The sequence below is a fragment of the Lentisphaera araneosa HTCC2155 genome (genome assembly GCF_000170755.1).
In the GTDB taxonomy this organism is placed as follows: domain Bacteria; phylum Verrucomicrobiota; class Lentisphaeria; order Lentisphaerales; family Lentisphaeraceae; genus Lentisphaera; species Lentisphaera araneosa.
The window spans coordinates 41,569-62,792 of sequence record NZ_ABCK01000023.1 but is presented as its reverse complement, the minus strand read 5'-3'; the positions used below and the strand labels follow the sequence as shown (position 1 = coordinate 62,792).

Sequence of the window (21,224 nt, the reverse complement as noted above, 5' to 3'; positions counted from 1 at the left end):
TTCCTTTCTAATTTAGAATTAACTTTTTTAATTTGTGTGAACCTTAGATAAAAACAACTCTTTCTAACTAAAATTCGAAAAGACTTAATTGCTCCGCATGAAATAACTCTTCAAAAGTTTTTCCCACTAAGGCTAAATAAGGATTTGCGACCCTCGCAAGTTGAGACTCTATATAATGCTCTATATCAGGGGTCCTAGGATTCAATACACTTGGTACAGGACCATCATCCAAAGTCATAATGTATGAAATAACATTGACTGGTGCCGTAGGTTTATAATAATCAAGGTATTTTAGCAAAGCCACAACTTGTGCCTGATCCTTTTTCTCTAGTAAATCTGACTGTTTAACTTTTCTGAAATAAGATATTTTATCACGATGAGCACCATCGCGCACGCTTTCAGTAAATTCTCTTATCCAAACTTGCCAATCTTTCCCAGTCAGGATCTGCTTCATCAACTCTTCTTGGAAATAATGGGCAAGCTGAGTCCAACGAGGTCCAGTGTTATACAAACCAGTGATTTTCACTTCACCTTCTTCACATAAATAAGCGTAGCGAAGAAAGTTATCATTATTGCGTTTAATAAAGAGAATCTTCTCAAAGATCGCTATCTTTTCGCAAAGTGGAACTACTGCTTCTAAACCCAAATCTGAGCAGGCATTCTGGATACACTGATTCAAATGAGTCTCAACATCAAGCTCACTGTACTCCTCTACACTCACATAAAGGCTTGTATCATTTGATGCCACAAGTTTTGCGGAGACCGCAAGAAGGCCTTGATTGATCTCTTCAGTCAACCAAGCACAGGCTTGCATGATCGCCCCTTTATAGGTGGGAGTAAAAAAACGATTTGCTGATTTTAAACTTTCTTCCATACATTGCTTTAATGTGTGGTTCACTGCACGGCACTGCCAATCACAGTCTTTAAACTGACTGCGGTAAGTCAAAAGCTTTTTTAGCTCCTTGGCAATAAAGGCTTGGTCTTTTAAACGTTTAGCCCCCCAAGGCAACTCTTCACCATTCTCAGCTTGAGCCAAGGAATAAGGATCAATATCAAATAAGCTCGCAAGCCATGCTGTGATTTGCGGGATTCGCAATTGCACCACATTGTCGTGGACACCTGCCTCAGAAGCTAGGTAGCGATAGGCGTCATTGCGCGAGGTTTTCTTTTCGCCATCACCCAAGGCAACAAAGCCGCCCTTGTGGATTTCAGGTATCCATAGATTTTCGAGTATGGCATTATTAATCTCTAATTGACTAAACATCACACCCGACAAGCACGTACGTGTTGCCATGAACTCCACAACACCGATTTTTTCAAAAAGGCGTGTGACTAACTCAACATCCTGTAAGTTATATTTCGCTAAATTTTCTTTTTCTTCGAGAAACTGACGTTCAATTTCTGCTAGTTTATCATCTTCATCATGAATCAGTTTACCTTCCCCAAGAAGTTCAACTGCCACAGTTTCCAAACGATTATTTTTAAAGGTGTAGCCCATATCTCGAATCGCTGACATGCCTTCAATCACGACGCGCCCTGACATAAAGGCAAAACTCACTCCCATCATAGGAGAGAAAATATCGGGTTCTTTTCCCAGTCGATCAAGTTTGAAGTCTAAGTAATTGCGTTCGCAGTACTTTTGTAATTGTGCCAAGTCATAACCAATGACATTCCATCCAATGATAATATCTGGATCTTCTGCCGCTATATAATCCATGAAGGCATTGAGTAGATCTGTCTCTGTATTGAAGCAAGTAGTAAAGTCATTCATCTCGTGACTATGGTCGTCGAGCATAAGAACTTTTTTACGCTCAGGGCCACAGCCTTTCATATGTATTGCTATGGAAAAGAGGCTATCTATGTTGACGCCATTCTCGATATCGATTGAAGCAATACGAAAATCAGTCTTAACTTCATATGGTTTTATACGTGGATTTTTAAATACAGCGCGGCCATCTTTAACTTTTGCATCGCCCTCAAGCCAAATGCCCCCACGAATCCCAAGCTCCATCAAAAAACGTTCGTGATGTTTAATGTCTGTCTCAAAAGCTTCTTGGCCCTTCTCCTTAAAGGCATTCATCAAAGCATGCTGAGCATTTCGCGTTTTAAATGTGTAAGCATTTAAATTCTCACCATTGACCTTTTTAAGTGGTGAAGATTTTTGATCATAATCTGGCAAACCATCCGAAGATTCTAAGTCGCCAGAAAAAACTATCCCAGGAATATCTGTAATAAGTATCTCGATTGGCCCTAACTCTGGAGATCGCCCAAAATAACGAAAACCCATGCGACCAGCTGTGACATCGATCGTTTCACCAGTTAATAAAAAAGCACTTGCAGCGTAACTCAATTCATTACCCCAAATTGTAAATTAAAATCTCACCAATATGGACGCATTCCCCATATCTTACAACGCAAACCTTGACAAGCTGAATAATTTGTTTTTTACTTAATCCACACCCACTAACACATCTGATTAAGGAGAGTCAATAATGAGTGACAAGCAAGATGATAGTAAAGATTTGGAAATTATAAAAAATATCCAAAATCGAATTGATAAAATTGAGCAAATTAAGAAGAGCCAAACGGGCTTTAGAAACATTGCTCTCATTGTAATTCTCGCTCTAATTGGCCTTCTGTTTATGCGACTCAACAACATCGCCAATGAACTTAAAAACAATCAAGAAGCCATTGTAGAAACTCTCCAAAAGGATGCCGAAGAGCTCCTTAAGCAAAGGCTCACTGGCTTGAAAGCTAAAGCTCAAAAAGAACTTTTACCGAGTTTGAGTGAAAGTGTTAAAAAAGAATATGCAAAAAACTCAGAAAAACTTGAGGGACACATTAAATCTCTAGAAACTGACTTACGTAAGGTGACTGAGGAGAGAATTTACAAACTACTAGAAAATGCCCTAAATGTAGCTTTTGATAATATCGGCGAAACTTATTCAGAAGCTGAAATCAAAGAACTCGAAGAAAATATTGAAACAATTGCTATCAAGATTACAGAAAATGTCATGGCGAGCTCCGCGGACAGTATTATAAAGCTCGAGCCCGAATTTGACGCGATTGCCGATCGACTCACTTCCATAAGCGTGGACGTTGTCAATATTGAGAAAATTGATCCGGATCTTGCCGAAAGAAAGCTTGTCGCTGCCTTGCTCGACCTCTTAAAATATCAAATCGTCCCAGAAGATGCTGTTGAACCAGCAGTGCAATAGGAGAAATTAATCATGAGCGAAATTCAAAAACAACTCGAAGTCATTGCTTCTAAAGTAGAAGCTCTCGAAAACTCCGCAGAGAAGTCTCAAAATATAACTAAAATTGTTTACTCAATTTTAATTATCATTGTCGGCATCTATGCTTTCTATGTCCCATCAAAACTTCAAGCTATTACACAACCAGAAGTGATTTCAACCATGGCGATGGATATTATTGAACAAAAAATACCTAGCAATGACGACATTATCACAGGTGTCGAAGACTTAGCTAATCGTGAGATGTCTAATGCATTCGATCAACTTGACAAAGAAATCCCTCATCTCAAAAAGGAAATTATTTCTTTAGCGGACAAAAACTTCGCCATCGCCACTAATAGTGTCAATGATATCATCAGCACAGAAGTTGCACAAATGTTTCGCGATGTCAGAAAAGAACTCGACAGCAATAAATCGCTTGTTAAAGATAAAGATAATCTCGATAGACTTGCACACGATCTCAGTGAAGGTATTAAACTTCAACTCGATGACCTCATCGACACTCACCTAAAAATCGATGCTCTTGATAGTATGTTAGCAAAATTACAATACAAAAAAGACCTCACTCAAGAGGAGTACACCCAGAAAAAAGTACTTGCTTATGCGTGGGTCCTTGCCAGTGACGAAGCCTATCGTGAAGACCTCAAAGGCAAAACTTTAGATCTTTTAGACAAGGCGAATCAACCCATAGCTGAATAATAATTCTACAGCAATAACCCAAACGTCAATTGATTAAGTTCAATTGACGTTTTTTATTTGTGTAATAGCCTGTGTAACTCATAAACAATACCAAAGCCACCCCTCAATGCAGACTCTTGACCTCCATGAATTAAAAGCTGACGAAGCGATTAAATGCTTTTTGAACGAATATGAAAACTACCAAAAGACGCGTGAAGCTTTCAGGCTCGTCCACGGCTATGGTAGCTCTGGTGAAGGTGGGAAAATCATGCGTAGGGTCCGTCAAATCCTCCAAGATAATTCTGACAAACTCAAATACTCCTACGGGGAAGATATTGATGGCAACCCAGGGTACACAATTATTTATCCCAATCAAAAAATGGCTCCATTTACCGATTTACTTGCTCAAGAAATTCTCGGATTTTGCGAAGTCAGCAAAGTCCAAGGAAAAATCCTTAGCAAATTCCGTAAGCATGGCGATTCCAATATTATTCGCACTCTGAAAAACCTAGAGAAACACAAAATGATTAAAGCAGGAAGCAAAGGTATCCACAAAACTTGGACTAAACTTTAACTTAAAGCCAAGGCCTAAGTCCAAAGCTCAAAAAACTAGCTGCTTTTTCCATACTATTTTTGCTTAGTCAACAAATAAGTACATAATTCCTTGCCAAATAACTTTGTTTTCTTCTGACTAAGTTATAGCTTTAAGAACCGACCGACTGGTCAGTCAAGAAGGATGATAATGGATAAACGTGAAAAAATTTTAGAAGCAGCGAGCAAAAACTTTAAAGACCGAGGCTTTGCGAGCACAACAATCTCAAAGATTGCTAAAGACGCAAACATCGGGAAAGGAACTATTTACGAATACTTCAACTCTAAAGAGGAGTTGCTCATGTATTGCTGTATAGAAAATTGCCAAGCAGTTGAAGCGAGCCTTGACAGCTTGGTTGAGGCCTTTGAAGAAAGTAATAATAATCCTGTCAAAATCATCTACACGACCATCCACACAGTGCTTTCGGAGTTTTTCAAAAAAGGCGTTGAAGAGAACCGCCTCTTCTATGAACTCTCACTCTTAATTGCTACGAATCCGCAAATTAAAACTATTGTCAGTCAAGAATTCCAACTAAAAGTGGCTCATTGGCAAAGTTTAGCTCTCGCCGATTACCAAAAAGGTTTAGAGCAAGGATACTTTCGTGATATTGACAATCCTGAAGACTTAGCGTGCTTCATAGTTGCAACGATAGATGGCTTGATTTGGCAAATGCAATGGGCCAACGAAGACGAGTTACTCACTCGACCTGAACGCATGGCCAACATGTACCTCAATTTAATACTCAAAGAACCCCACCGTCTGGAGGAATTCATCAAATGAAAAATTTGCTCATTGCACTGACCTTCTGTTCGTGCTTATTTATTAATGCGAATGAAAAAACTTGGGAGCCCCATAAGCACCCTGCAAAATTAACACGAGTTATTATGGGCTTCACCCAACCATGTAAAGTCATCGATGTGGAAGCTGAATATGCGGCTAGATTAATCTCTTATGAAGTGACCGAAGGCTCTACCCTTAAAGGATCAAGCGATAAAATCCTTATTGCCAAGCAGGACACGAGTTTAGTTGAGTTAGAGCTCAAAGCTTCGCACGCCGCCCTAGAAAGCCAAAAACAAACTCTAAAAACTCAAGAAGCTCGAGCCCTTCTTGAAAAAAGAAATGTGAAGTACCGCAAACTCGAAATGGACCGCATTAGTCGCTTGAGTGATGACGGGAAAATCGCCAAATCAAACTTCGATAGAGTTTCATATGAATATGACCAATCCGAGCTCACCTTGATTGAAGTGAATCAAAATATTGCTTTACAAAAACAAAAAATCACAGAGGCCGAAGTTGCCTCAGAACTTGTTAAAGAAAAGCTTGCTCGCCACTATATTTACGGACCTAAGCGCTGGATATTAAACCATCAAATCAGCGAAGCAGGTAGTTGGCTAAATGCGAATGAAGTCATTTGTCAAATAGTCGACACTCAGGAATTGAGTATTGATTTTCGAATTAGCCAAGAAGAGTATGAAGTACTCACCAAATCACCTATACAACTCAAATATAAAGAAAAGCAGTTAAGAGCCAAACTCCACCGAAGTGATCGAAACTATGACCCCGTGAGCCGTAAACGCCATGTAGAACTGAGAGTGGCCGGTGATCAGTTTGCAGATCCCTCAGGAGGCTTAGAGGTGAAACTTGAGTTAGCAGTTGACTACCCATCCCCAGCCGTCATTGTACCTAACGAATTTGTGCACATGGGCCTCGAACAAACTTGGCTCTTAGATGAGAAAGGAAACAAAATCATTTTCCAAGCATTACGAAGAAATAAAAACTCTTACATTATCAAAAAAAGTGACATCCCCGAAAAAAGCATTTTAGTTAAGAGAAAGTAATGAAAAATTTTATTGCATTTTTTCTGAGGCAGGGAGTCTTGCTGAACATCATCTTTGTTGGGATGATCATCTTTAGTGCGACCATTGCACTCCCCAATATGCCTGTCGAGCAATTCCCTAATTTCACCTTCGGGGAAGTTCAAATCTCTACCATGTATCCAGGAGCCACGCCTGACGAAGTCGAAAGACTCGTGACAGAGGAGATTGAAGACAGTTTGCGTGGTATGGAAGACCTCGATTATATTAAATCTACTTCCCAAGCTGACCGTTCAAACATAAATGTAAAGTTTGTTGATGACACAGATTACAAAGCCCTATATAACGAGCTGCGCTTTCGCGTCATGGGAATCCAAAATCGACTCCCTGTTCAAAATGGCGAACCATTAACTCCTTTTTTCTCAGAAGCTGATGTAGATGAATGGCTACCTGTCATCCAAGTCAATCTAATTTCAAAAAATGACGCGAATCCTTTACCAAAAAGAACGCTAGTTCTGCTAGCTAAGGACCTAAGACTTAGACTAGAGCAAATAGATAAAGTTAAAAAAGTCTTACTCCTAGGAGATAATCAAGAACAATATACTATTGCCCTAGATCCTCAAAAACTCGATGCAAATAGAATTACACTTCAAGATGTAGCTGCAAAAATGCGCCTTGCTGGTCAAGCACCCCCCTCAGGAAGTATCACTAGTTCTGCAGGAGAAAGCCTAATCCGCATTGACCAACGCTATCGCTCATCAAGCGACATATACAGCATCACGATTCGACAAGATGGTGATGGCAACCAAGTTACAGTTGGTGACTTAGTCATTGATGAGGAATCGGGGATTCGTAAACTTCAAGGCAACTTAATTAATAGTATCAATGCTGCCGATTCTACCGCGTGTAAAGTTCTCAAACTACGCTCAGGAAATGCCTTTAAAATTAAAAGCGATGTCAAAGAGGCTGTTGAACTTTTCAAAAAAGATTATGACCAATATTCATTTGAAATTGTCTATACACTCGATACTACTAAGAAAATTAAAGATGGCCTCGGAGTCTTATCAGAAAGTCTAGTTCTTTCCATTATCTTCGTGATGTACCTCCTCTTCATATTTTTAGCGAAAAGAAGCAAGAAACTCACGACTATCGGCACTGTTATTGCGCTCTCCGCAACCGTGGTTAGTTATGCTTCTAGCTCAACCCTCGTCCAAGCAATTGCCATTGGCGTCTTAGCTTGCTTCGTTATGTATGCCTGCCGAGCTGCGGTCCTCACTATTTCGGGAATTATTTTTAGTTTCTTAGGCAGTTTACTTATCTTTTATCTCACGGGCCAATCCATTAATGAGCTTACTCTATTAGGTTTTGTTTTAGTCTCGGGTATTGTGGTTGATGATGCGATTGTTGTTATAGAAAATATTCAACGCCATCGTGAAATGGGTAAAAAAATCAAAATCGCCGTAATTGATGGAACTTCAGAAGTTTTTTGGCCAGTACTAAGTGCCACATTAACAACTATGGCGGCCTTCCTACCTTTACTCTTGATGACAGGTTCCGTGGGCGACTTTTTCTCTCTTGTCCCCATCGCAGTTTGTACTGCCCTAGCCATCAGTATTATTGAATGCCTCATCTTATTGCCCCTTCACGTCATCGATTTAGAAAACTTATTGGGACGAGATTCCGCTCCCGAGACCCATAAAGAAGAATGTTTAGATGACTTCTTGAATCGCGAAGGACTCTTGGGTAAAATCTCTCGCTTTTATCACACCTGCTTAAATTGGTGCCTAAACCACCCGGTCATCAGTATCTTATCTTCGGGCCTCCTCTTTTTAATTGCTATCTTCATTATTATCATGCCCGCATTTGGCTTCACTCCTTTACTTAAACTTGTTTTTTTTCCTGACAACACATCAATCATGCAAATCTATGTGCGCATGCCTGGAGGGACTCCAATGGAAGAAACAGATAAAGTTGTGCGTAAAATAAGTGAAAAACTTATGGCTAAAGGGCCAAAAAGTATTTCAAGCACTACAGCTCAATCAGGCATGTTGGTTGACTTAGATTACAAACCTGTCATGAGTAATCAGTACGGATTCATCATGGCCGAATTACCCCCGAAAGCTGAACGCGAATTTACCGATGCGGCAGGTTTCATTCGCGATACGCGCACAGAACTAGAAAATGAGTTCGAAGTAAATGGTATAGATTTAGAAGTTGTTTCAGCTAAAGACGGTCCCCCCGTAGGCCTCCCCATAAATGTTCGTGTCTCTGGGAATAATGACGAAACCATCATGAGAGCCGTCGATGATATCATGTCCTATTTAGACGAGGAATCCAACAATAGTCTAAAAGGCATCATTGATCTTAAACACGATCGTCAACTGCGCTCCAATATCCTTTCATTTAAAATTGATCGTGAAAAGCTTGCAGGGCTAAAGCTCTCAGAAGTCGATGTCCAGCGCTTTATTGCAGATAGTTTAGATGGTGCCTACATAGCTGACTTTAGGCGCTCCGACGAAGATATTCCCCTCAAGCTACGTTTAGCCGAAAGCCATATACAAGATCCCGTTGATTTACTTAACATCCCCTTTATTAATCAAGCGGATGGGAAACGAGTCTTATTTAGTGACCTCGGTCATTTTACTTCATCAACCGTTTCTTCTTCACTCATTCGCTGGGATTTCCAACGCATCGTGACCATTTCCGGCAACCTTGATGAAGACACCAAAATCGGCGCTATTAATGTTAGTTCAAGGCTCAATAAGTGGTGGCTAGAAAATCGAGCCAATTATCCTGGCACAGTCATTTCTTTTGGAGGTGAATCCGAAAGTACTGGCAAAAGCTACCGCTCCTTAGCATCAGCTTTTTTGCTCGCAATCATTCTCATCTACGGAATTTTAGCTAGTCAATTCCGCAGTTATCTTCAACCATTACTCATTATGTCCAATATCGTCTTCAGTTTTACTGGCGTTATCATTGTTATGGCTTTACTCGGCATTGGCTCAGATTTACTCCCCGAGGGCAGCATTCGTCCCGAACGCTCCTTTTTGACTGTTAATGGCTTCATGGCCATGGTCGGTTTGACTGGACTCGTGATTAATGATGCGATTGTTTTAATTAACTTTATCAATCAACGTATCAAAGATGGCTTACCATTACAGCAAGCCCTACTGACTGCCGGACATCAACGTATGCGACCTATTATGATGACCACCTTCACTACCATTGCTGGTTTACTCCCCATGGCTATTGGAATTCCTGATTTCAGTATTGCCTGGAGCCCTTTTGCCACCGCATTTATTGCAGGCTTAACTGTGAGTACGAGCATGACTCTTTTAATTATACCTGTACTTTTCGAAATATTAGAGAAGTTTCGACGCAATAAGTTTTTCAAACGTTTTCACAATACCTTGGAGGAAAGATGAAAAAACATCTCACCATATTATGCCTTTTCACGCTTATGGCTGTACAGGCTCAAGATAGCGAAGTAGCCAAAGCACTCGAAATTAAACTCGATGACATTCGTTCACTTGTCATCAAGAACCTAAGCGAAATTCGCAATAGCGAAATTCGCATCCAACAAACTGAAGTTAATAAAGATCTTCGCATTGCCCGTTTTAAAACTCAAGGCGATGTAACTGCAGGATACGAAAACCTTTTTGAGAGTAGTGAACCTCTAGCCTTTGGCTATGACAATGATGAGGATGAACGCCTAAGTAGTTCTCTGAAAATCAGTCAATACCTCTATGGTTTTGGCCGTAAAAAATGGGCCTTAGAAGAAGGCTTAGCCGAAGTTAAATTGAGCCGTTTACAAAATGCCATGATGATTCGTGACCTCAGCTTTAAGGCTCGACTCGATTACTGGAGCTACATCTTTGAACAAGCTGGCTTAGAAGTGGCCAAAGAACGTTTAAAACTCAGTGAAGAAGAAGAGCAAGATACCGAGAGTTTATTTGAAGTCGGTACCTTAAGTCGTGTCGATGTCTTGCAAACAAAAGTGACTAAGATGCAATCCTTAAACACAACGCGTGCACAACAATCTCGACTCAACGAAAGTATGTTTGCTTTCGCCTCCTCGATTGGCGAAGTCACCGCAAAAATTAAATCATTAGAAACTTTAGTACCTCCAAAAAATGTAGAAAAGCTTTTAGTTCAAGTCAAAACCATGCTCGATAAGAGTTTGGAAATTGCCATCCTGGAAGCGGACTCAAATGTGTCACGAACCAAGATTGAACAAGTCAAATCTGAATATGCACCTGAACTCTACGGTTTAGCGAGTGCTGGTGTCACAGGGCCTGAAACTGATGATCTCGAAGATGGCTGGCTCGTGGGAGTTACATTAAACTGGACTATCTTAGATGGCAAACAACGCGGCTCACGTCAATTATTTGAGTCAAAAAACATTCTTGCCAATGATTTCTCGGTCAAAGCAGAGATTAGAGAACGCACACGCATCTACCTCCAACTCGAAAGCCAATGGGAAAGCCTTGCAGAACAAATCTATAACGAAAAAAAAGCTTTAGAATTTGCCGAAGAAAACTACACAATTGCCCGCGAACAATACCGCGCTGGCCTCTTAACCCTCTTGCAAGTTAGCGATGTTAATCTACAGTTAGTTGAATCCCGCTACCGCTTGCTTTCGATCATTTATCAGATGCAAGTTCTTCGTGAAAACTTATTATATTTAAAGCAATAATGAAAAAAAATATCCTACTCCTAAGCACCCTATTGTTCAGCTGTACGAGCTCAGAACCTAACTATCACTATAAGTCTGTCCAAATTGATGAAATCATGGAAAACATGGATGAGCCTACTTGGTTGCTTAACCGTATGCAAAAGGCCAAACACCCACAAAAATCAGACTGGTTAGATCAACTACATATTCTACAAAAAGAGAGCCATGATTTAATCGCTCTCAATCACCCAGACACACTCTTTCAAGATGAAGCGAAACGTGTGGCTGAGGCTATTGATCAATTCGTAGCCAATCTCCCAAAAATGAGCCTAGAAGAACGACTCGATAAATGGACCTTCGTCAAAAGGTCCTGTGATAAGTGCCATGAGGTCTACGATTAAAAGTCTTTCATGAAAAAAATGTTAAGATAATTTCGATCTTGTTATATTTTTTTTTGTATTTGATCCAAATTCGTGTTAGTTTAGCTTTGTAACAGAAACACCAACGGGAAAAATTATGACTAGTTTAATTATTGCTCTTCTTGCACTTGTTGCTATCGCTCAAGTCATGAAAGCTCCAGAAGTAAAACCTCGTCCAGTCCCCGTTACAGTTAAGAGACTGCGACGCAGAAGAAAATGAGGAAATCACTATTATTAATAGTTTTTTCCTTTTTTTTATTTAGCTCCTGTTACTCTAACAAAGCTCCCGAACCTTATGATAAACGCGAAAATCTAGCCATTCATGAAACTATTGCCAGATTCGATGGTGTAAAATACAAAAAATGCATGGGTCGCACGACTGAATGTCCTGATAAGTGCGGTAAATCGGGAGAAATCGCCTCTTTTACAATTTTAGAATACACCAAATTCGTAAAGACTGGCAAATACGGCGCTAAACAAAAGCAATTCCATTTTCAAGTGAGTGACTTTAACAAACAGCCTTTGGATAATGTTTACCCACTTCCCAAAACACTTAAAGAAGGCGACAAAGTCATCCTGAATTGGAGACATGATTACGTCACTAAAAACCATAGCTCATACCCAATTTATCCCGTAACTAAAATTACTCCGGCTTCCTCAAATCCATAAAAAAAGGCCCGTAAATACGGACCTTTTTTTATTTCATTTGAATGAGTTCTTATTTCTTTAAGAGCACATAGCGCGAGACGCCATTCGCTTTCACTAGCAGTAAAGCTTGGCCAGGCTTTAAAGATAAAGCTTCGTTATATTCTTTTGTAGTCTTTACACTTCGGCGATTAACCTGCGCAATAACCATTCCAGCTCGCAAGCCCGCATCTTCCGCAATAGAATTGGCCTTTACTTGTGTAATAATTAAACCTTCCGGAAGATCAGAACCAAATTCCTTTGCATCTATAGAACTCGTCTCTTCCACCGTGAGTCCATACTTTTCTACTTTAGCTAAAACTTTATCGCGTGAACCAACCACAATCTTAACTTCTTTTTCTTTATCTTCACGAATGATATCTAGTAAGATTTTGTCTCCAGGTTTTTCCATGGCAATCTTATTTCTGAAGTCAGCCAAATTCTTAATGGCTTTCCCTTTAAGTTTTACAATGACATCACCCGAGAGCAGACCAGCGTCTTCAGCTGGAGAACCAGGACTCACTTGAGAAATCAAAATACCCGATTTAACTCCAAAACTTTCCGCTAACTCAGAGGTTAATTCCTGCATGTAGATACCTATAAAACCACGCGTAACGGAGCCATCGGCAATGAGTTGCTCAGTAATATTCTTCACCATATCAATAGGAATGGCAAAACCGATGCCCATATAACCACCACTCTGACTAAAAATTGCTGTATTGATTCCCACTGCATTTCCATCGAGATCAACTAATGGACCCCCTGAATTACCAGGATTAATAGCAGCATCAGTCTGAATGAAGTTTTCGTAATCTGTGATACCGACACTGTTGCGTCCTTTTGCCGAAACAATACCTGCTGTCACTGTATGGGAGAGTCCAAAGGGATTACCAATCGCCATTACCCACTCACCAATTTCGAGTTTAGATGAATCACCGAGCGCTAATGTAGGTAAATCTTTGGCATCAACTTTCACAACTGCCACATCAGACTTAGGATCTTTACCAATAACTTTGGCTTCAAGTTCGCGCCCATCAGCTAAACTCACTTTAATGTGGTCGGCCTCACCAATAACGTGATTATTTGTTAAGACGTAGCCATCTTCAGAGATAATAAATCCTGAACCCTGACCGACTTCTTCGCGACGCTTACGGGGTTCCTCTTCTTCTTTATTTCTTTCTGGTGCTTGACCAAAAAAACGACGTAAAAATTCTTCTTGTTGACTATTACGTCCCCTGCTTCTTCGCTCTACATCCTTTTCCACACGTATTTGCACTACTGCTGGCGAGACTTTTTTTGCGACATGCGCAAATGCTCGACTGGTTTGTTTAAGTTGTGAAATTTCTTTTTTTACATCTTCTTCCGCTAAAGCTGGACTTGCAAGTAAGGCCATAGCTGTGAAACAGAGTATTTTTTTCATGCTATCTCCAATGTTGAATTTTTAAATGTACTAGCCCCATCTGATGGTAGGGGCTAGCAAATGATACATTAAGATGTTCCATTTTTTTTATTTTTCATAATTAAGCAACGTCAATCTTGATTTTTGAGGGCCCTTTTTTAGCGATTTTTGGCAAATCGAGCTTCAAAACACCCTGATCGAGTTTTGCTTTAATCTTTTCTACATCAATTGTTTCACCTAATTCGTAGTGACATTCATAATTCTTTTCTCTATATGTCTCCGGTTTATCTGGGTCTCCTATAAGCTGCTTAGCCTGAACACTAAGTACATGCCCTTCGACTCCCACATCCAAATCCGACTCATTAACTCCTGGCAAATCAAAATAAAGATAAAAATTTTCTGCTGAATCGACAATATCGACTAATGGTTGAACTTTGTGTTTCATTATGCAACTCCTTGTGTTTGAATTGAAATTTTCTTTGATGCTTGAGCCGCTTCTTTTTGAAGCTTCACTGTCAAGATTCCATCCTTATATTGTGCTTTTACTTTATCTTCATCGACTTTAAAAGGGAGAATGAAATTTCTTTCAAATCGTCCTTGTGGACGCTCACTTCTTAAGATTTTCTGTCCGTCTTCAACTAAAATTTTACGCTCAGCCTTAAGGTTCAAAGAATCTTCTTTGTATGTCAACTCTACCTTTTCTGGGTCAACTCCAGGTAATTCAAAACTCAGTGTTAATTCATTCTCGCCTTTAATGGTGTGCACTTTTGGGTACTGATCACCTTCTCGAGTCGAAAGGCTATGGTTGAAGTTATTAAAGATCTTATCTAATGAAGACCAAGGGTCCAATACAAATTTATTCTTATACATTTTTTTCTCCTTATGTTTTATAATTTGTGTGAAAGATAAATAAAAGAAGCCGTGCACAAACAACAAAAATAAACCTCAAAATATTAGTAATAAACACTTTACATAAATACGACCATAAGGAAACATATTCAGCTACCGTCATACTGACACATTGCTGGCACTCAATTTGTGATATTTTGACACGGAATAGATTTGCTCCTTATCAAAGCGGACTAAATTATAAAAATAAAAACAATAAGGGAACTCATGAGCAGCGATATATTTAAATTAATCTCCAAACGCAGAACCGTTAAACCCGCAAACTTTACCGAAGAAGAAATCCCCGAAGCCGTTTTAAAGGAAATTTTGGAGAGTGCTAATTGGGCACCCAACCACGGGCGCACTGAACCTTGGCGCTTTACTGTATTTTCTGGCAAGGGTCGAATCAAATTCCAGGACCTAATCGAAAAGATCTATAATGAGAACCCAGATGTCTACCCACCTGAAAAGCTCAAGAAATGGCAGTCTAATGCACTCTTAGCCCCTGTTATCATTGCAGTTGGAATGAAGAGAACTGAAGCTTGTAAAATCCCTTTAATCGAAGAACTCTGTGCTGTCTCCGCAGCTACACAAAACATCTTGTTAACTGCTGAAGCTCATGGTGTGTGCTCCTACTGGGGTTCCTCGATTAGTCATCTCCCTGGAACAGCGGAGGCTTTAGGCCTTGATGGTAAGGACGATTGCATCATTGGCTTCATTCACCTTGGCTACGCAAAAGATGAAGTCCACGATGGGGTGAGAAAATCTTCTATAGATGAAAAGATCACTTGGATTACTGAATGAAGGTATTCATTACTGGAGTTAGTAGTGGAATAGGTCTTGCTTTAGCCTCACAATACCTCGCTGAAGGCCACGAAGTCTATGGCCTGAGTCGTCGTCCTTGCCCCAACAAGGGCGTGCAATGGCTAGCATGTGATTTATCAAAACTTGAAGACATAGAACCCCTCCTATCGCAATTGCTCTCAGAAATTGACCAAATCGATTTAGCAATCCTCAACGCAGGAGTATTAGGAGAAATCAAAGATCTCCAAGATGCTCCTCTTGATGCTCTGAAGCAGGCGATGGACATCAACTTATGGTCAAACAAAGTAATTATTGATTACATATGTAAGGAAAAACGAACTGAGCAAATTATTACACTATCTTCTGGAGCCTCTGTAAATGGTAGTCGTGGATGGAATGGCTACTCACTTTCAAAGGCTGCACTTAATATGATGACAAGTCTTTATGCGAAAGAGTTCACTCAAACACATTTCTGTGCTTTTGCACCAGGGCTAGTCGATACCGCCATGCAAGATCAACTCTGCGCAATAGATGATATTGGGGATTTCACTTCATTAGAACGCATTCAGAGTGCTCGAGGAACAGAAAATATGCCGACCGCTGACGAGCTCGCCATCAAACTACCAAATGTATTTGAAGAACTCAAGTCTTACCCGAGTGGATCTTTTGTAGATATTCGAAAGATGAACTAGAGCCTTACTTCGTTCTGAAAAGCTTTATAGAACGAATAGTTATCGACTCACTTAACCCAAACTCAAGGTCTATACTTTTAAGTTTTTCTGCCGGTAAAGCAAGAGTCATATAATTCAGTCCCTTATAAGGGCGTAAAACTCCCTGAAAAGTTAAGTTACCACGCGTCATCCCTTCTTCCTTATGCCGTACCTTTAAATAGAAAGTACTATCGTCTTCCAAACCCACTGGCGACCAAAAAAGTATGCGTATATAATCGGCTTGTGTAGGCTTATCAAAACTGAGTGAAAATTCTGTATCCGATTGCAACGACCTATTCAAATTAAGTAAATCCATACTAGATAATCGCTCACCATCAATACTGGCATAGGCAGAGATATCTTGTCCCATTATATAGGAATTATAATTGTGTGTATGAAATAAATTTTGTTCTCCAGCTCCCTGCCAAAGCTGTTTAGAATCTCTACTCAAAGTCAAGACTTTACCAAAGTCTAATTTGTCTACGTCAACTCTCTTCACCGGCATCAAGTAAGGTAAAGAAATTTTTATTTCCGGTTTATTCTCTGCCTTAAAAACAGCTTGAGCATTGTCGGCATTTAAAGAGATACTGACCTCATCATTTAATTTCTTACTTTGAATTTTTATTTCATTTGCAAAGACAATGTAATTAAATTTTTTGTAAAGTTTCTGAGCTGGAAAATCTTCACTAGAATAAAAGTCGTGTAGCGACTGATACTTTTTTATGAGCCCTAAGACTTGAGATTCTTGACTAATAATTTGACTCAAATACTCGGGATGAAGCTCAAAAGGATAAAAAGCATAGCTACGTCCATCAATTTCAACTTGAAATACGTCCTCACTTTTACCTTGTTGAAATTCTAACTTTCGGGGGGCCTCCATACCTGCGAGTTGCAAATCAATTCGCTGACCAACTTTCCCTGTTAAGTAGGCAAGCGCTTCATCGTACAAAACGCCAAGCTCGGCTACCTGCCCTCTCAAGAGTTTCGCATTTACACCAAATAAATCTTTAGCCAAATCATCTAAATTTTTGACAGCGTCCCTAGGGTTCCCCCACAATAAACTAGAGACGAACATTCTACCATCACCAGTCTCTGAGGACAAAGGCCTTCTAACTAAATGACCGGACTGACTAGTAGACTGACCCAAATTATCTATTTGAAGGTAATCACCCTTTTCAATTTCATTGCCATCAATTAAAAAGCGGACACGCTCTTTTTTAAAGTCCTTAACATTTATAGTCGCTACCGCCTTTTGATCTTCGCTATAAGGAATGATCGATTCGGCGGTTGTTGAACCATCTTTGATCAAATAAAGTTTTATACTCTCACCCTGATAATCTTTCTGCAAATGTAAAAAATCTTTTTTCAGTAAAAATCCTGGGCTGTAGATTCTAAATAGGCTTTTATCTTGAACTCTCACCACATAAGTATGTAAAAAATCATGAGATCTAAATTTAGCATTTTCTAAATATTTCTGATGAATTTCCTCACTTCTAAAAATTGCTTTTCGAGGTACCTGTGAGTGCATTAACCAACCTTCCTTCATCACATCAAAATCAGAAATGACATCCCAACCATTTTTCCCGTGCACCTGTTGGTCTTGGGGAATATTTCTCTTCTCAAAACCTAAGCTTCCAACTTTTGCGTCCTTAAGACCAGGTTGAGTTGGTACATTATGTAGAGCTCGTTGCAGGGCTTCTTCTTCAGAAGGCGGCTCTTTACTTTCTACCTTTTCTTGAGCAACAAGTTCTGCTTCTTTCTTATCCTCTCCCCCCATAAAAAAGATCACTAAAGAAATAATGATGAGTAATAACGAGCCACCACCAGTAATCATCAAAATAGAGTTACTCTTCTTCGCTCCCGACTCTCTTGGAACTACTCTTCTTCTGGATCCTTCTTCTTCAATAGTTTTGGATGACGCTGCTCGCTTGGCAATACGTCGAGTATCCACTTTTCGAAAGTTAACATTTTTACGTTTTGCGGAGTTCGCATTGAGTTTTACCGGTTTTCGTTTGACTTCTTTCGCCATGCCTTCGGTTGAAATACGCATATCGCGTAGCGTTTCAGTTTCTTCTAATTGACCCGAGTACACCTGTAAAAAATAATTTCTTGCGGGGATCGAAGCCTTTAAGACTTCCTGCTTATAAGCTTCCACATCAAAGGGAACATAACAGAACTCAACCGTCTGTTTAACCGCATCGTAGATCACATAACTTGACTTGAGTGAGCCATCCCGGGGATCTCCCGTTGATCCTGCATTAACTAAATAACGAAAATCCTTTTGTATTTGGAATTGAAGTGGATCACATTTCTTCACTTCACCTTTTCTTATATCACATTGGAAATATCCGGGCAAATGAGTATGGCCAACAAACATCAAAGATGATTGTGTCGCGCCAAATGACTCAATGCTATCTTCCGATTGATAAATATAACCGAAGCGACCTGGAACTGCTAATTCCGCATGAGCACATTCAAAGCCAGGCCCTTCCATTTTCAAAGGCATATTTGCAAAGAGTTCAACTGCTTGATCACTCATTTGCTCACGCGTCCACTCAATAATCTGTTTTGCGTGATCGTTGAATAGATCAGAATCTAAGCGATTACCAATAACGGCATCGTGATTACCAAGAATAAAACCATCGCAGTTTTCATAAGTGCTTTCAAGAACTTTTACGGGAGATGGGCCATAACCGACCACATCACCTAGGCACAAAATACTATCAACGCCGCGCTTGCGAATATCTTTTAAGGTAACACTCCAAGATTGCCAGTTGGCATGGATATCTGTTACTATTGCGTAGCGCATTTGTTATAATATACCTAGTTAATCCGCCGCTATGCTCAAGCCACAAGGAAACGATCCAAGCACTTTTACGTAGAGGCAATGTTTTTTAAGCTCTTCGATAAGGTTTAAGACATTTTCATCTGTGCGATGACCATTAAAGTCCACAAAAAATAAATACTCGCCTTGGTGAGTTTTTGCTGGTCTTGACTCAATCATGCTCATGTTCACACCCTGTGTACCGAAGGCAGCTAAACACTCCATTAAGGCACCAACTTTATCTTTTAAAGCAAAAACGATTGAAGTCTTATCATCTCCAGTTGGCTTAGGATTTTGACGAGCAATAACTAGGAAACGCGTTACGTTTCGAGAATTATCTTCAATTGACCCATCAAGTATATTGAGTCCATTGGCATCTGCGGCTAGACCACTTGCTACCGCAGCAGCATGATCGTCCAGTGCAGCTCGTTTCGCTGCTTCAGCAGTAGAACGAACTTCAACTTGTGGCACTAAAGGGAAATTATTGTGTAGATAAATACGACACTGAGCTAAAGCTTGAGGATGAGAATAAATCACTCTCACTTGCTCTTTAGCACAGCGAGCCATGAGGTTCTGATGAGCCGCCAAATTAATCTCTGCACAAATACTTACCTCAGCCTGATTAAACATATCCAAAGTGTAAGTAACTGCACCTTCTGTTGAATTTTCTATTGGAACAACTCCATAATCAACTTTAGCTCTATCCACTGCCTCGAAGACATCGGCAATACTATTTTTAGCCATATAGGAAACACTACGACCAAATTTTGATAAGGCTGCTTGATGAGAAAATGTATTTTCAGGCCCAAGAAATGCAATTTTCACCGGTGATTCTAAGGCAATTGCTCCAGACATAATTTCGCGATATATGGCATGTAGCGTCTCATTCTTTAGAGGTCCCTCGTTGATTGTTTCTAATTTTTCGAGGAGTGCTTTCTCTCTTTCTGGAACATAAATTTCGCTAGAATTCGCATGTTTCCAATCCCCTACTTGGCGTACGTATGTGTAACGTTCATTAATCATCGCTACTATGCTACGGTCTAAACGATCTATTTCAGATCGCAACTCACTCAAATTTTTCTTCATAAACACTTTTTTAAATACACATTATAATTATGCTAATAAAGTTCAGAAACTTGAGCCTTCAAACCTAAAAGTTTAATTTTACCTTCCCACGACTAAAACTTGGGAGTTTTTAAGCTCACCTAGATGAACTTTGCTTCAATCGTAGATATATTGACCCTAAATTATAGAAAACTTAAGGATCGCTAATGACCTCAGCACTCCACCTTATCAGCGGAAACGATGAAGCTCGCATCAAGCTCAAAGCGAAAGAGCTCGTTGAAATACTCAGCGAAGGCTCCACTGACCCTTTTGCATTGGAGGTCATTAGTCGCCAAGAGAGTGAAAGCCCCGATGAGATGCTTAAACGAACCATACTCTCTTACATGTCTCCACCCTTCTTTGGCAAAAAAACGATTTGGTTAGATGATTTTCCCGCTTTCAAACAAGAAAATGGGACCTCAAAATCGGCGACTGCTCTAGAAATCCGTAATCTTGTAGAGCAAATCAGCCAATTCCCCGCTGATAATATCAACTTCGTTATCAGTGGTAATGATTGCGACAAGCGCAAAGCCCTCTACAAAGCCTGCTCAAAAAATGGTGAAGTTCACCTCTTTAATAAACCTGAGAAAAAAAATCGTAATTGGCAAGTAGAAATGACTCAAATTGTTCGCGAACAGGCCAATGAAATGCATTTATCCATTCAGCCTCAAGCCCTCGATTATTTAGTCACCTGCTTAGGAAATGACACCCAACGAGTCCAGCCCACTCTCGAAACGCTGTGGTGCTATGCTAACGGCCAAAACCCAATCAACCTTAATCAAGTACAAAATGTTATTAGTGGCAACGAAGCCGCTGATGCTTGGATCTATTCCAATGCACTATCAAAGCGTAGTCTAGAGATAGCTCTCAATTCACTTAACATACTCATGAGTCGCGAAAAAGACCCCGAGTCTTTAGTCTCGCGCTTACTCATGCAGGCTTCATCCCTCTTCCACAACTTTGTCCAAGCCAAACTCGTAATGCAAGCATTGAAATTAAAGAACAGTAGCGAACTTGAAGCCACCCTAAAATCTGTAGATCCCGATACTTTCAAATATTATAAAAGTAAATATCCGATTGTGAGCTTTCACCCTTACAGACTTAAACTAATTGTGGAAGATTCTCGTCGTTACTCGAACAAAGAAACACTAGGAGCTATGGACCTCATAAATACTTCCATGCAAAAACTCTTTAAAAGTGGCAGTTCAAAAAGACTTATCTTAGAAAGTTTAACTCATCGCATAATCTCGAAAACAAGTGCCTAAAAGTTAAATAAATCTGCTTTTATCTCGAAAACTTTCTCAGTCCTATGATCCATTCTTGATTTTGCTCGCCAGTTCCTGTAAACTACAAATAATATATGTCAATTTGGGAATGAA

At 39.9% G+C, this 21,224-nt stretch carries 19 protein-coding genes; 13 read left to right on the top strand and 6 right to left on the bottom strand.

Annotated elements, in window-relative coordinates; translation table 11 throughout:
* Positions 1-67: 67 nt before the first annotated feature.
* Positions 68-2,350 (bottom strand): 3'-5' exonuclease, encoded by a 2,283-nt coding sequence (locus tag LNTAR_RS19000; RefSeq protein ID WP_007280381.1) that lies wholly within the window; start codon positions 2,348-2,350, stop codon positions 68-70.
* A gap of 142 nt (positions 2,351-2,492) precedes the next feature.
* On the opposite strand from LNTAR_RS19000, the gene LNTAR_RS18995 reads away from it, so the two are divergent.
* From LNTAR_RS18995 to LNTAR_RS18955, 10 genes are all read left to right on the top strand, one after another.
* The gene (locus tag LNTAR_RS18995; protein ID WP_007280380.1) at positions 2,493-3,218 is read left to right on the top strand and encodes a hypothetical protein; all 726 of its coding nucleotides are present in this window, start codon (positions 2,493-2,495) and stop codon (positions 3,216-3,218) included.
* Positions 3,219-3,230: 12 nt separating this feature from the next.
* The gene (locus tag LNTAR_RS18990; protein ID WP_007280379.1) at positions 3,231-3,953 is read left to right on the top strand and encodes a hypothetical protein; all 723 of its coding nucleotides are present in this window, start codon (positions 3,231-3,233) and stop codon (positions 3,951-3,953) included.
* A 106-nt stretch (positions 3,954-4,059) separates the two neighbouring features.
* Positions 4,060-4,506: a Smr/MutS family protein gene (locus LNTAR_RS18985; RefSeq protein ID WP_007280378.1), complete on the top strand. Its 447-nt coding sequence runs from the start codon at positions 4,060-4,062 to the stop codon at positions 4,504-4,506.
* A gap of 168 nt (positions 4,507-4,674) precedes the next feature.
* A complete protein-coding gene (locus tag LNTAR_RS18980; protein ID WP_007280377.1) occupies positions 4,675-5,304 on the top strand; it encodes a TetR/AcrR family transcriptional regulator in 630 nt (209 codons plus the stop codon).
* The gene (locus LNTAR_RS18975) at positions 5,301-6,362 is read left to right on the top strand and encodes an efflux RND transporter periplasmic adaptor subunit (protein ID WP_007280376.1); all 1,062 of its coding nucleotides are present in this window, start codon (positions 5,301-5,303) and stop codon (positions 6,360-6,362) included. The genes LNTAR_RS18980 and LNTAR_RS18975 overlap by 4 nt, the downstream gene beginning before the upstream one ends.
* Positions 6,362-9,763, top strand: coding sequence for an efflux RND transporter permease subunit (locus LNTAR_RS18970; RefSeq protein WP_007280375.1), 3,402 nt, complete (start codon positions 6,362-6,364; stop codon positions 9,761-9,763). The genes LNTAR_RS18975 and LNTAR_RS18970 overlap by 1 nt, the downstream gene beginning before the upstream one ends.
* On the top strand, positions 9,760-11,034 hold the full coding sequence (locus LNTAR_RS18965) for a TolC family protein (RefSeq protein ID WP_007280374.1): 1,275 nt from the start codon (positions 9,760-9,762) through the stop codon (positions 11,032-11,034). The genes LNTAR_RS18970 and LNTAR_RS18965 overlap by 4 nt, the downstream gene beginning before the upstream one ends.
* The gene (locus LNTAR_RS18960) at positions 11,034-11,414 is read left to right on the top strand and encodes a hypothetical protein (RefSeq protein WP_007280373.1); all 381 of its coding nucleotides are present in this window, start codon (positions 11,034-11,036) and stop codon (positions 11,412-11,414) included. Before LNTAR_RS18965 ends, LNTAR_RS18960 begins: the two co-directional genes overlap by 1 nt.
* Before the next feature lie 115 nt (positions 11,415-11,529).
* A complete protein-coding gene (locus tag LNTAR_RS28285) occupies positions 11,530-11,652 on the top strand; it encodes a hypothetical protein (RefSeq protein ID WP_007280372.1) in 123 nt (40 codons plus the stop codon).
* The gene (locus LNTAR_RS18955) at positions 11,649-12,101 is read left to right on the top strand and encodes a hypothetical protein (protein ID WP_007280371.1); all 453 of its coding nucleotides are present in this window, start codon (positions 11,649-11,651) and stop codon (positions 12,099-12,101) included. Before LNTAR_RS28285 ends, LNTAR_RS18955 begins: the two co-directional genes overlap by 4 nt.
* A 49-nt stretch (positions 12,102-12,150) precedes the next feature.
* Here LNTAR_RS18955 and LNTAR_RS18950 read toward each other — a convergent pair whose 3' ends face one another.
* From LNTAR_RS18950 to LNTAR_RS18940, 3 genes are all read right to left on the bottom strand, one after another.
* The gene (locus LNTAR_RS18950) at positions 12,151-13,536 is read right to left on the bottom strand and encodes a DegQ family serine endoprotease (protein WP_007280370.1); all 1,386 of its coding nucleotides are present in this window, start codon (positions 13,534-13,536) and stop codon (positions 12,151-12,153) included.
* A gap of 100 nt (positions 13,537-13,636) precedes the next feature.
* On the bottom strand, positions 13,637-13,960 hold the full coding sequence (locus LNTAR_RS18945; RefSeq protein WP_007280369.1) for an Hsp20/alpha crystallin family protein: 324 nt from the start codon (positions 13,958-13,960) through the stop codon (positions 13,637-13,639).
* Entirely contained in the window at positions 13,960-14,385 is a 426-nt protein-coding gene (locus LNTAR_RS18940; protein ID WP_007280368.1) for an Hsp20/alpha crystallin family protein, read from the bottom strand. Before LNTAR_RS18940 ends, LNTAR_RS18945 begins: the two co-directional genes overlap by 1 nt.
* A gap of 246 nt (positions 14,386-14,631) precedes the next feature.
* Between LNTAR_RS18940 and LNTAR_RS18935 the strand changes: the two genes are divergently transcribed.
* Together LNTAR_RS18935 and LNTAR_RS18930 are read left to right on the top strand one after the other, a co-directional pair.
* On the top strand, positions 14,632-15,207 hold the full coding sequence (locus tag LNTAR_RS18935; RefSeq protein ID WP_007280367.1) for a nitroreductase family protein: 576 nt from the start codon (positions 14,632-14,634) through the stop codon (positions 15,205-15,207).
* Complete coding sequence (locus LNTAR_RS18930) at positions 15,204-15,899, top strand: SDR family NAD(P)-dependent oxidoreductase (protein WP_007280366.1); 696 nt, start codon at positions 15,204-15,206, stop codon at positions 15,897-15,899. Before LNTAR_RS18935 ends, LNTAR_RS18930 begins: the two co-directional genes overlap by 4 nt.
* 4 nt (positions 15,900-15,903) lie before the next feature.
* On the opposite strand, the gene LNTAR_RS18925 is transcribed toward LNTAR_RS18930, so the two are convergent.
* Both LNTAR_RS18925 and pheA read right to left on the bottom strand, forming a co-directional pair.
* Positions 15,904-18,726, bottom strand: a complete 2,823-nt coding sequence (locus LNTAR_RS18925; protein WP_007280365.1) for a metallophosphoesterase family protein — start codon at positions 18,724-18,726, stop codon at positions 15,904-15,906.
* Between the two features lie 18 nt (positions 18,727-18,744).
* Positions 18,745-19,827, bottom strand: coding sequence for a prephenate dehydratase (gene pheA / locus LNTAR_RS18920; RefSeq protein ID WP_007280364.1), 1,083 nt, complete (start codon positions 19,825-19,827; stop codon positions 18,745-18,747).
* A gap of 185 nt (positions 19,828-20,012) precedes the next feature.
* Between pheA and holA the strand changes: the two genes are divergently transcribed.
* Positions 20,013-21,110, top strand: coding sequence for a DNA polymerase III subunit delta (gene holA / locus LNTAR_RS26095; protein WP_007280363.1), 1,098 nt, complete (start codon positions 20,013-20,015; stop codon positions 21,108-21,110).
* The last annotated feature ends 114 nt before the right edge of the window (positions 21,111-21,224 follow it).

Bases quoted from the DNA above. Each gene is read 5' to 3' on its own strand.
- LNTAR_RS18995 (WP_007280380.1), top strand. From the start codon at position 2,493: ATGAGTGACAAGCAAGATGATAGTAAAGATTTGGAAATTATAAAAAAT.
- LNTAR_RS18990 (WP_007280379.1), top strand. From the start codon at position 3,231: ATGAGCGAAATTCAAAAACAACTCGAAGTCATTGCTTCTAAAGTAGAA.
- LNTAR_RS18985 (WP_007280378.1), top strand. From the start codon at position 4,060: ATGCAGACTCTTGACCTCCATGAATTAAAAGCTGACGAAGCGATTAAA.
- LNTAR_RS18980 (WP_007280377.1), top strand. From the start codon at position 4,675: ATGGATAAACGTGAAAAAATTTTAGAAGCAGCGAGCAAAAACTTTAAA.
- LNTAR_RS18975 (WP_007280376.1), top strand. From the start codon at position 5,301: ATGAAAAATTTGCTCATTGCACTGACCTTCTGTTCGTGCTTATTTATT.
- LNTAR_RS18970 (WP_007280375.1), top strand. From the start codon at position 6,362: ATGAAAAATTTTATTGCATTTTTTCTGAGGCAGGGAGTCTTGCTGAAC.
- LNTAR_RS18965 (WP_007280374.1), top strand. From the start codon at position 9,760: ATGAAAAAACATCTCACCATATTATGCCTTTTCACGCTTATGGCTGTA.
- LNTAR_RS18960 (WP_007280373.1), top strand. From the start codon at position 11,034: ATGAAAAAAAATATCCTACTCCTAAGCACCCTATTGTTCAGCTGTACG.
- LNTAR_RS28285 (WP_007280372.1), top strand. From the start codon at position 11,530: ATGACTAGTTTAATTATTGCTCTTCTTGCACTTGTTGCTATCGCTCAA.
- LNTAR_RS18955 (WP_007280371.1), top strand. From the start codon at position 11,649: ATGAGGAAATCACTATTATTAATAGTTTTTTCCTTTTTTTTATTTAGC.
- LNTAR_RS18950 (WP_007280370.1), bottom strand. From the start codon at position 13,536: ATGAAAAAAATACTCTGTTTCACAGCTATGGCCTTACTTGCAAGTCCA.
- LNTAR_RS18945 (WP_007280369.1), bottom strand. From the start codon at position 13,960: ATGAAACACAAAGTTCAACCATTAGTCGATATTGTCGATTCAGCAGAA.
- LNTAR_RS18940 (WP_007280368.1), bottom strand. From the start codon at position 14,385: ATGTATAAGAATAAATTTGTATTGGACCCTTGGTCTTCATTAGATAAG.
- LNTAR_RS18935 (WP_007280367.1), top strand. From the start codon at position 14,632: ATGAGCAGCGATATATTTAAATTAATCTCCAAACGCAGAACCGTTAAA.
- LNTAR_RS18930 (WP_007280366.1), top strand. From the start codon at position 15,204: ATGAAGGTATTCATTACTGGAGTTAGTAGTGGAATAGGTCTTGCTTTA.
- LNTAR_RS18925 (WP_007280365.1), bottom strand. From the start codon at position 18,726: ATGCGCTACGCAATAGTAACAGATATCCATGCCAACTGGCAATCTTGG.
- pheA (WP_007280364.1), bottom strand. From the start codon at position 19,827: ATGAAGAAAAATTTGAGTGAGTTGCGATCTGAAATAGATCGTTTAGAC.
- holA (WP_007280363.1), top strand. From the start codon at position 20,013: ATGACCTCAGCACTCCACCTTATCAGCGGAAACGATGAAGCTCGCATC.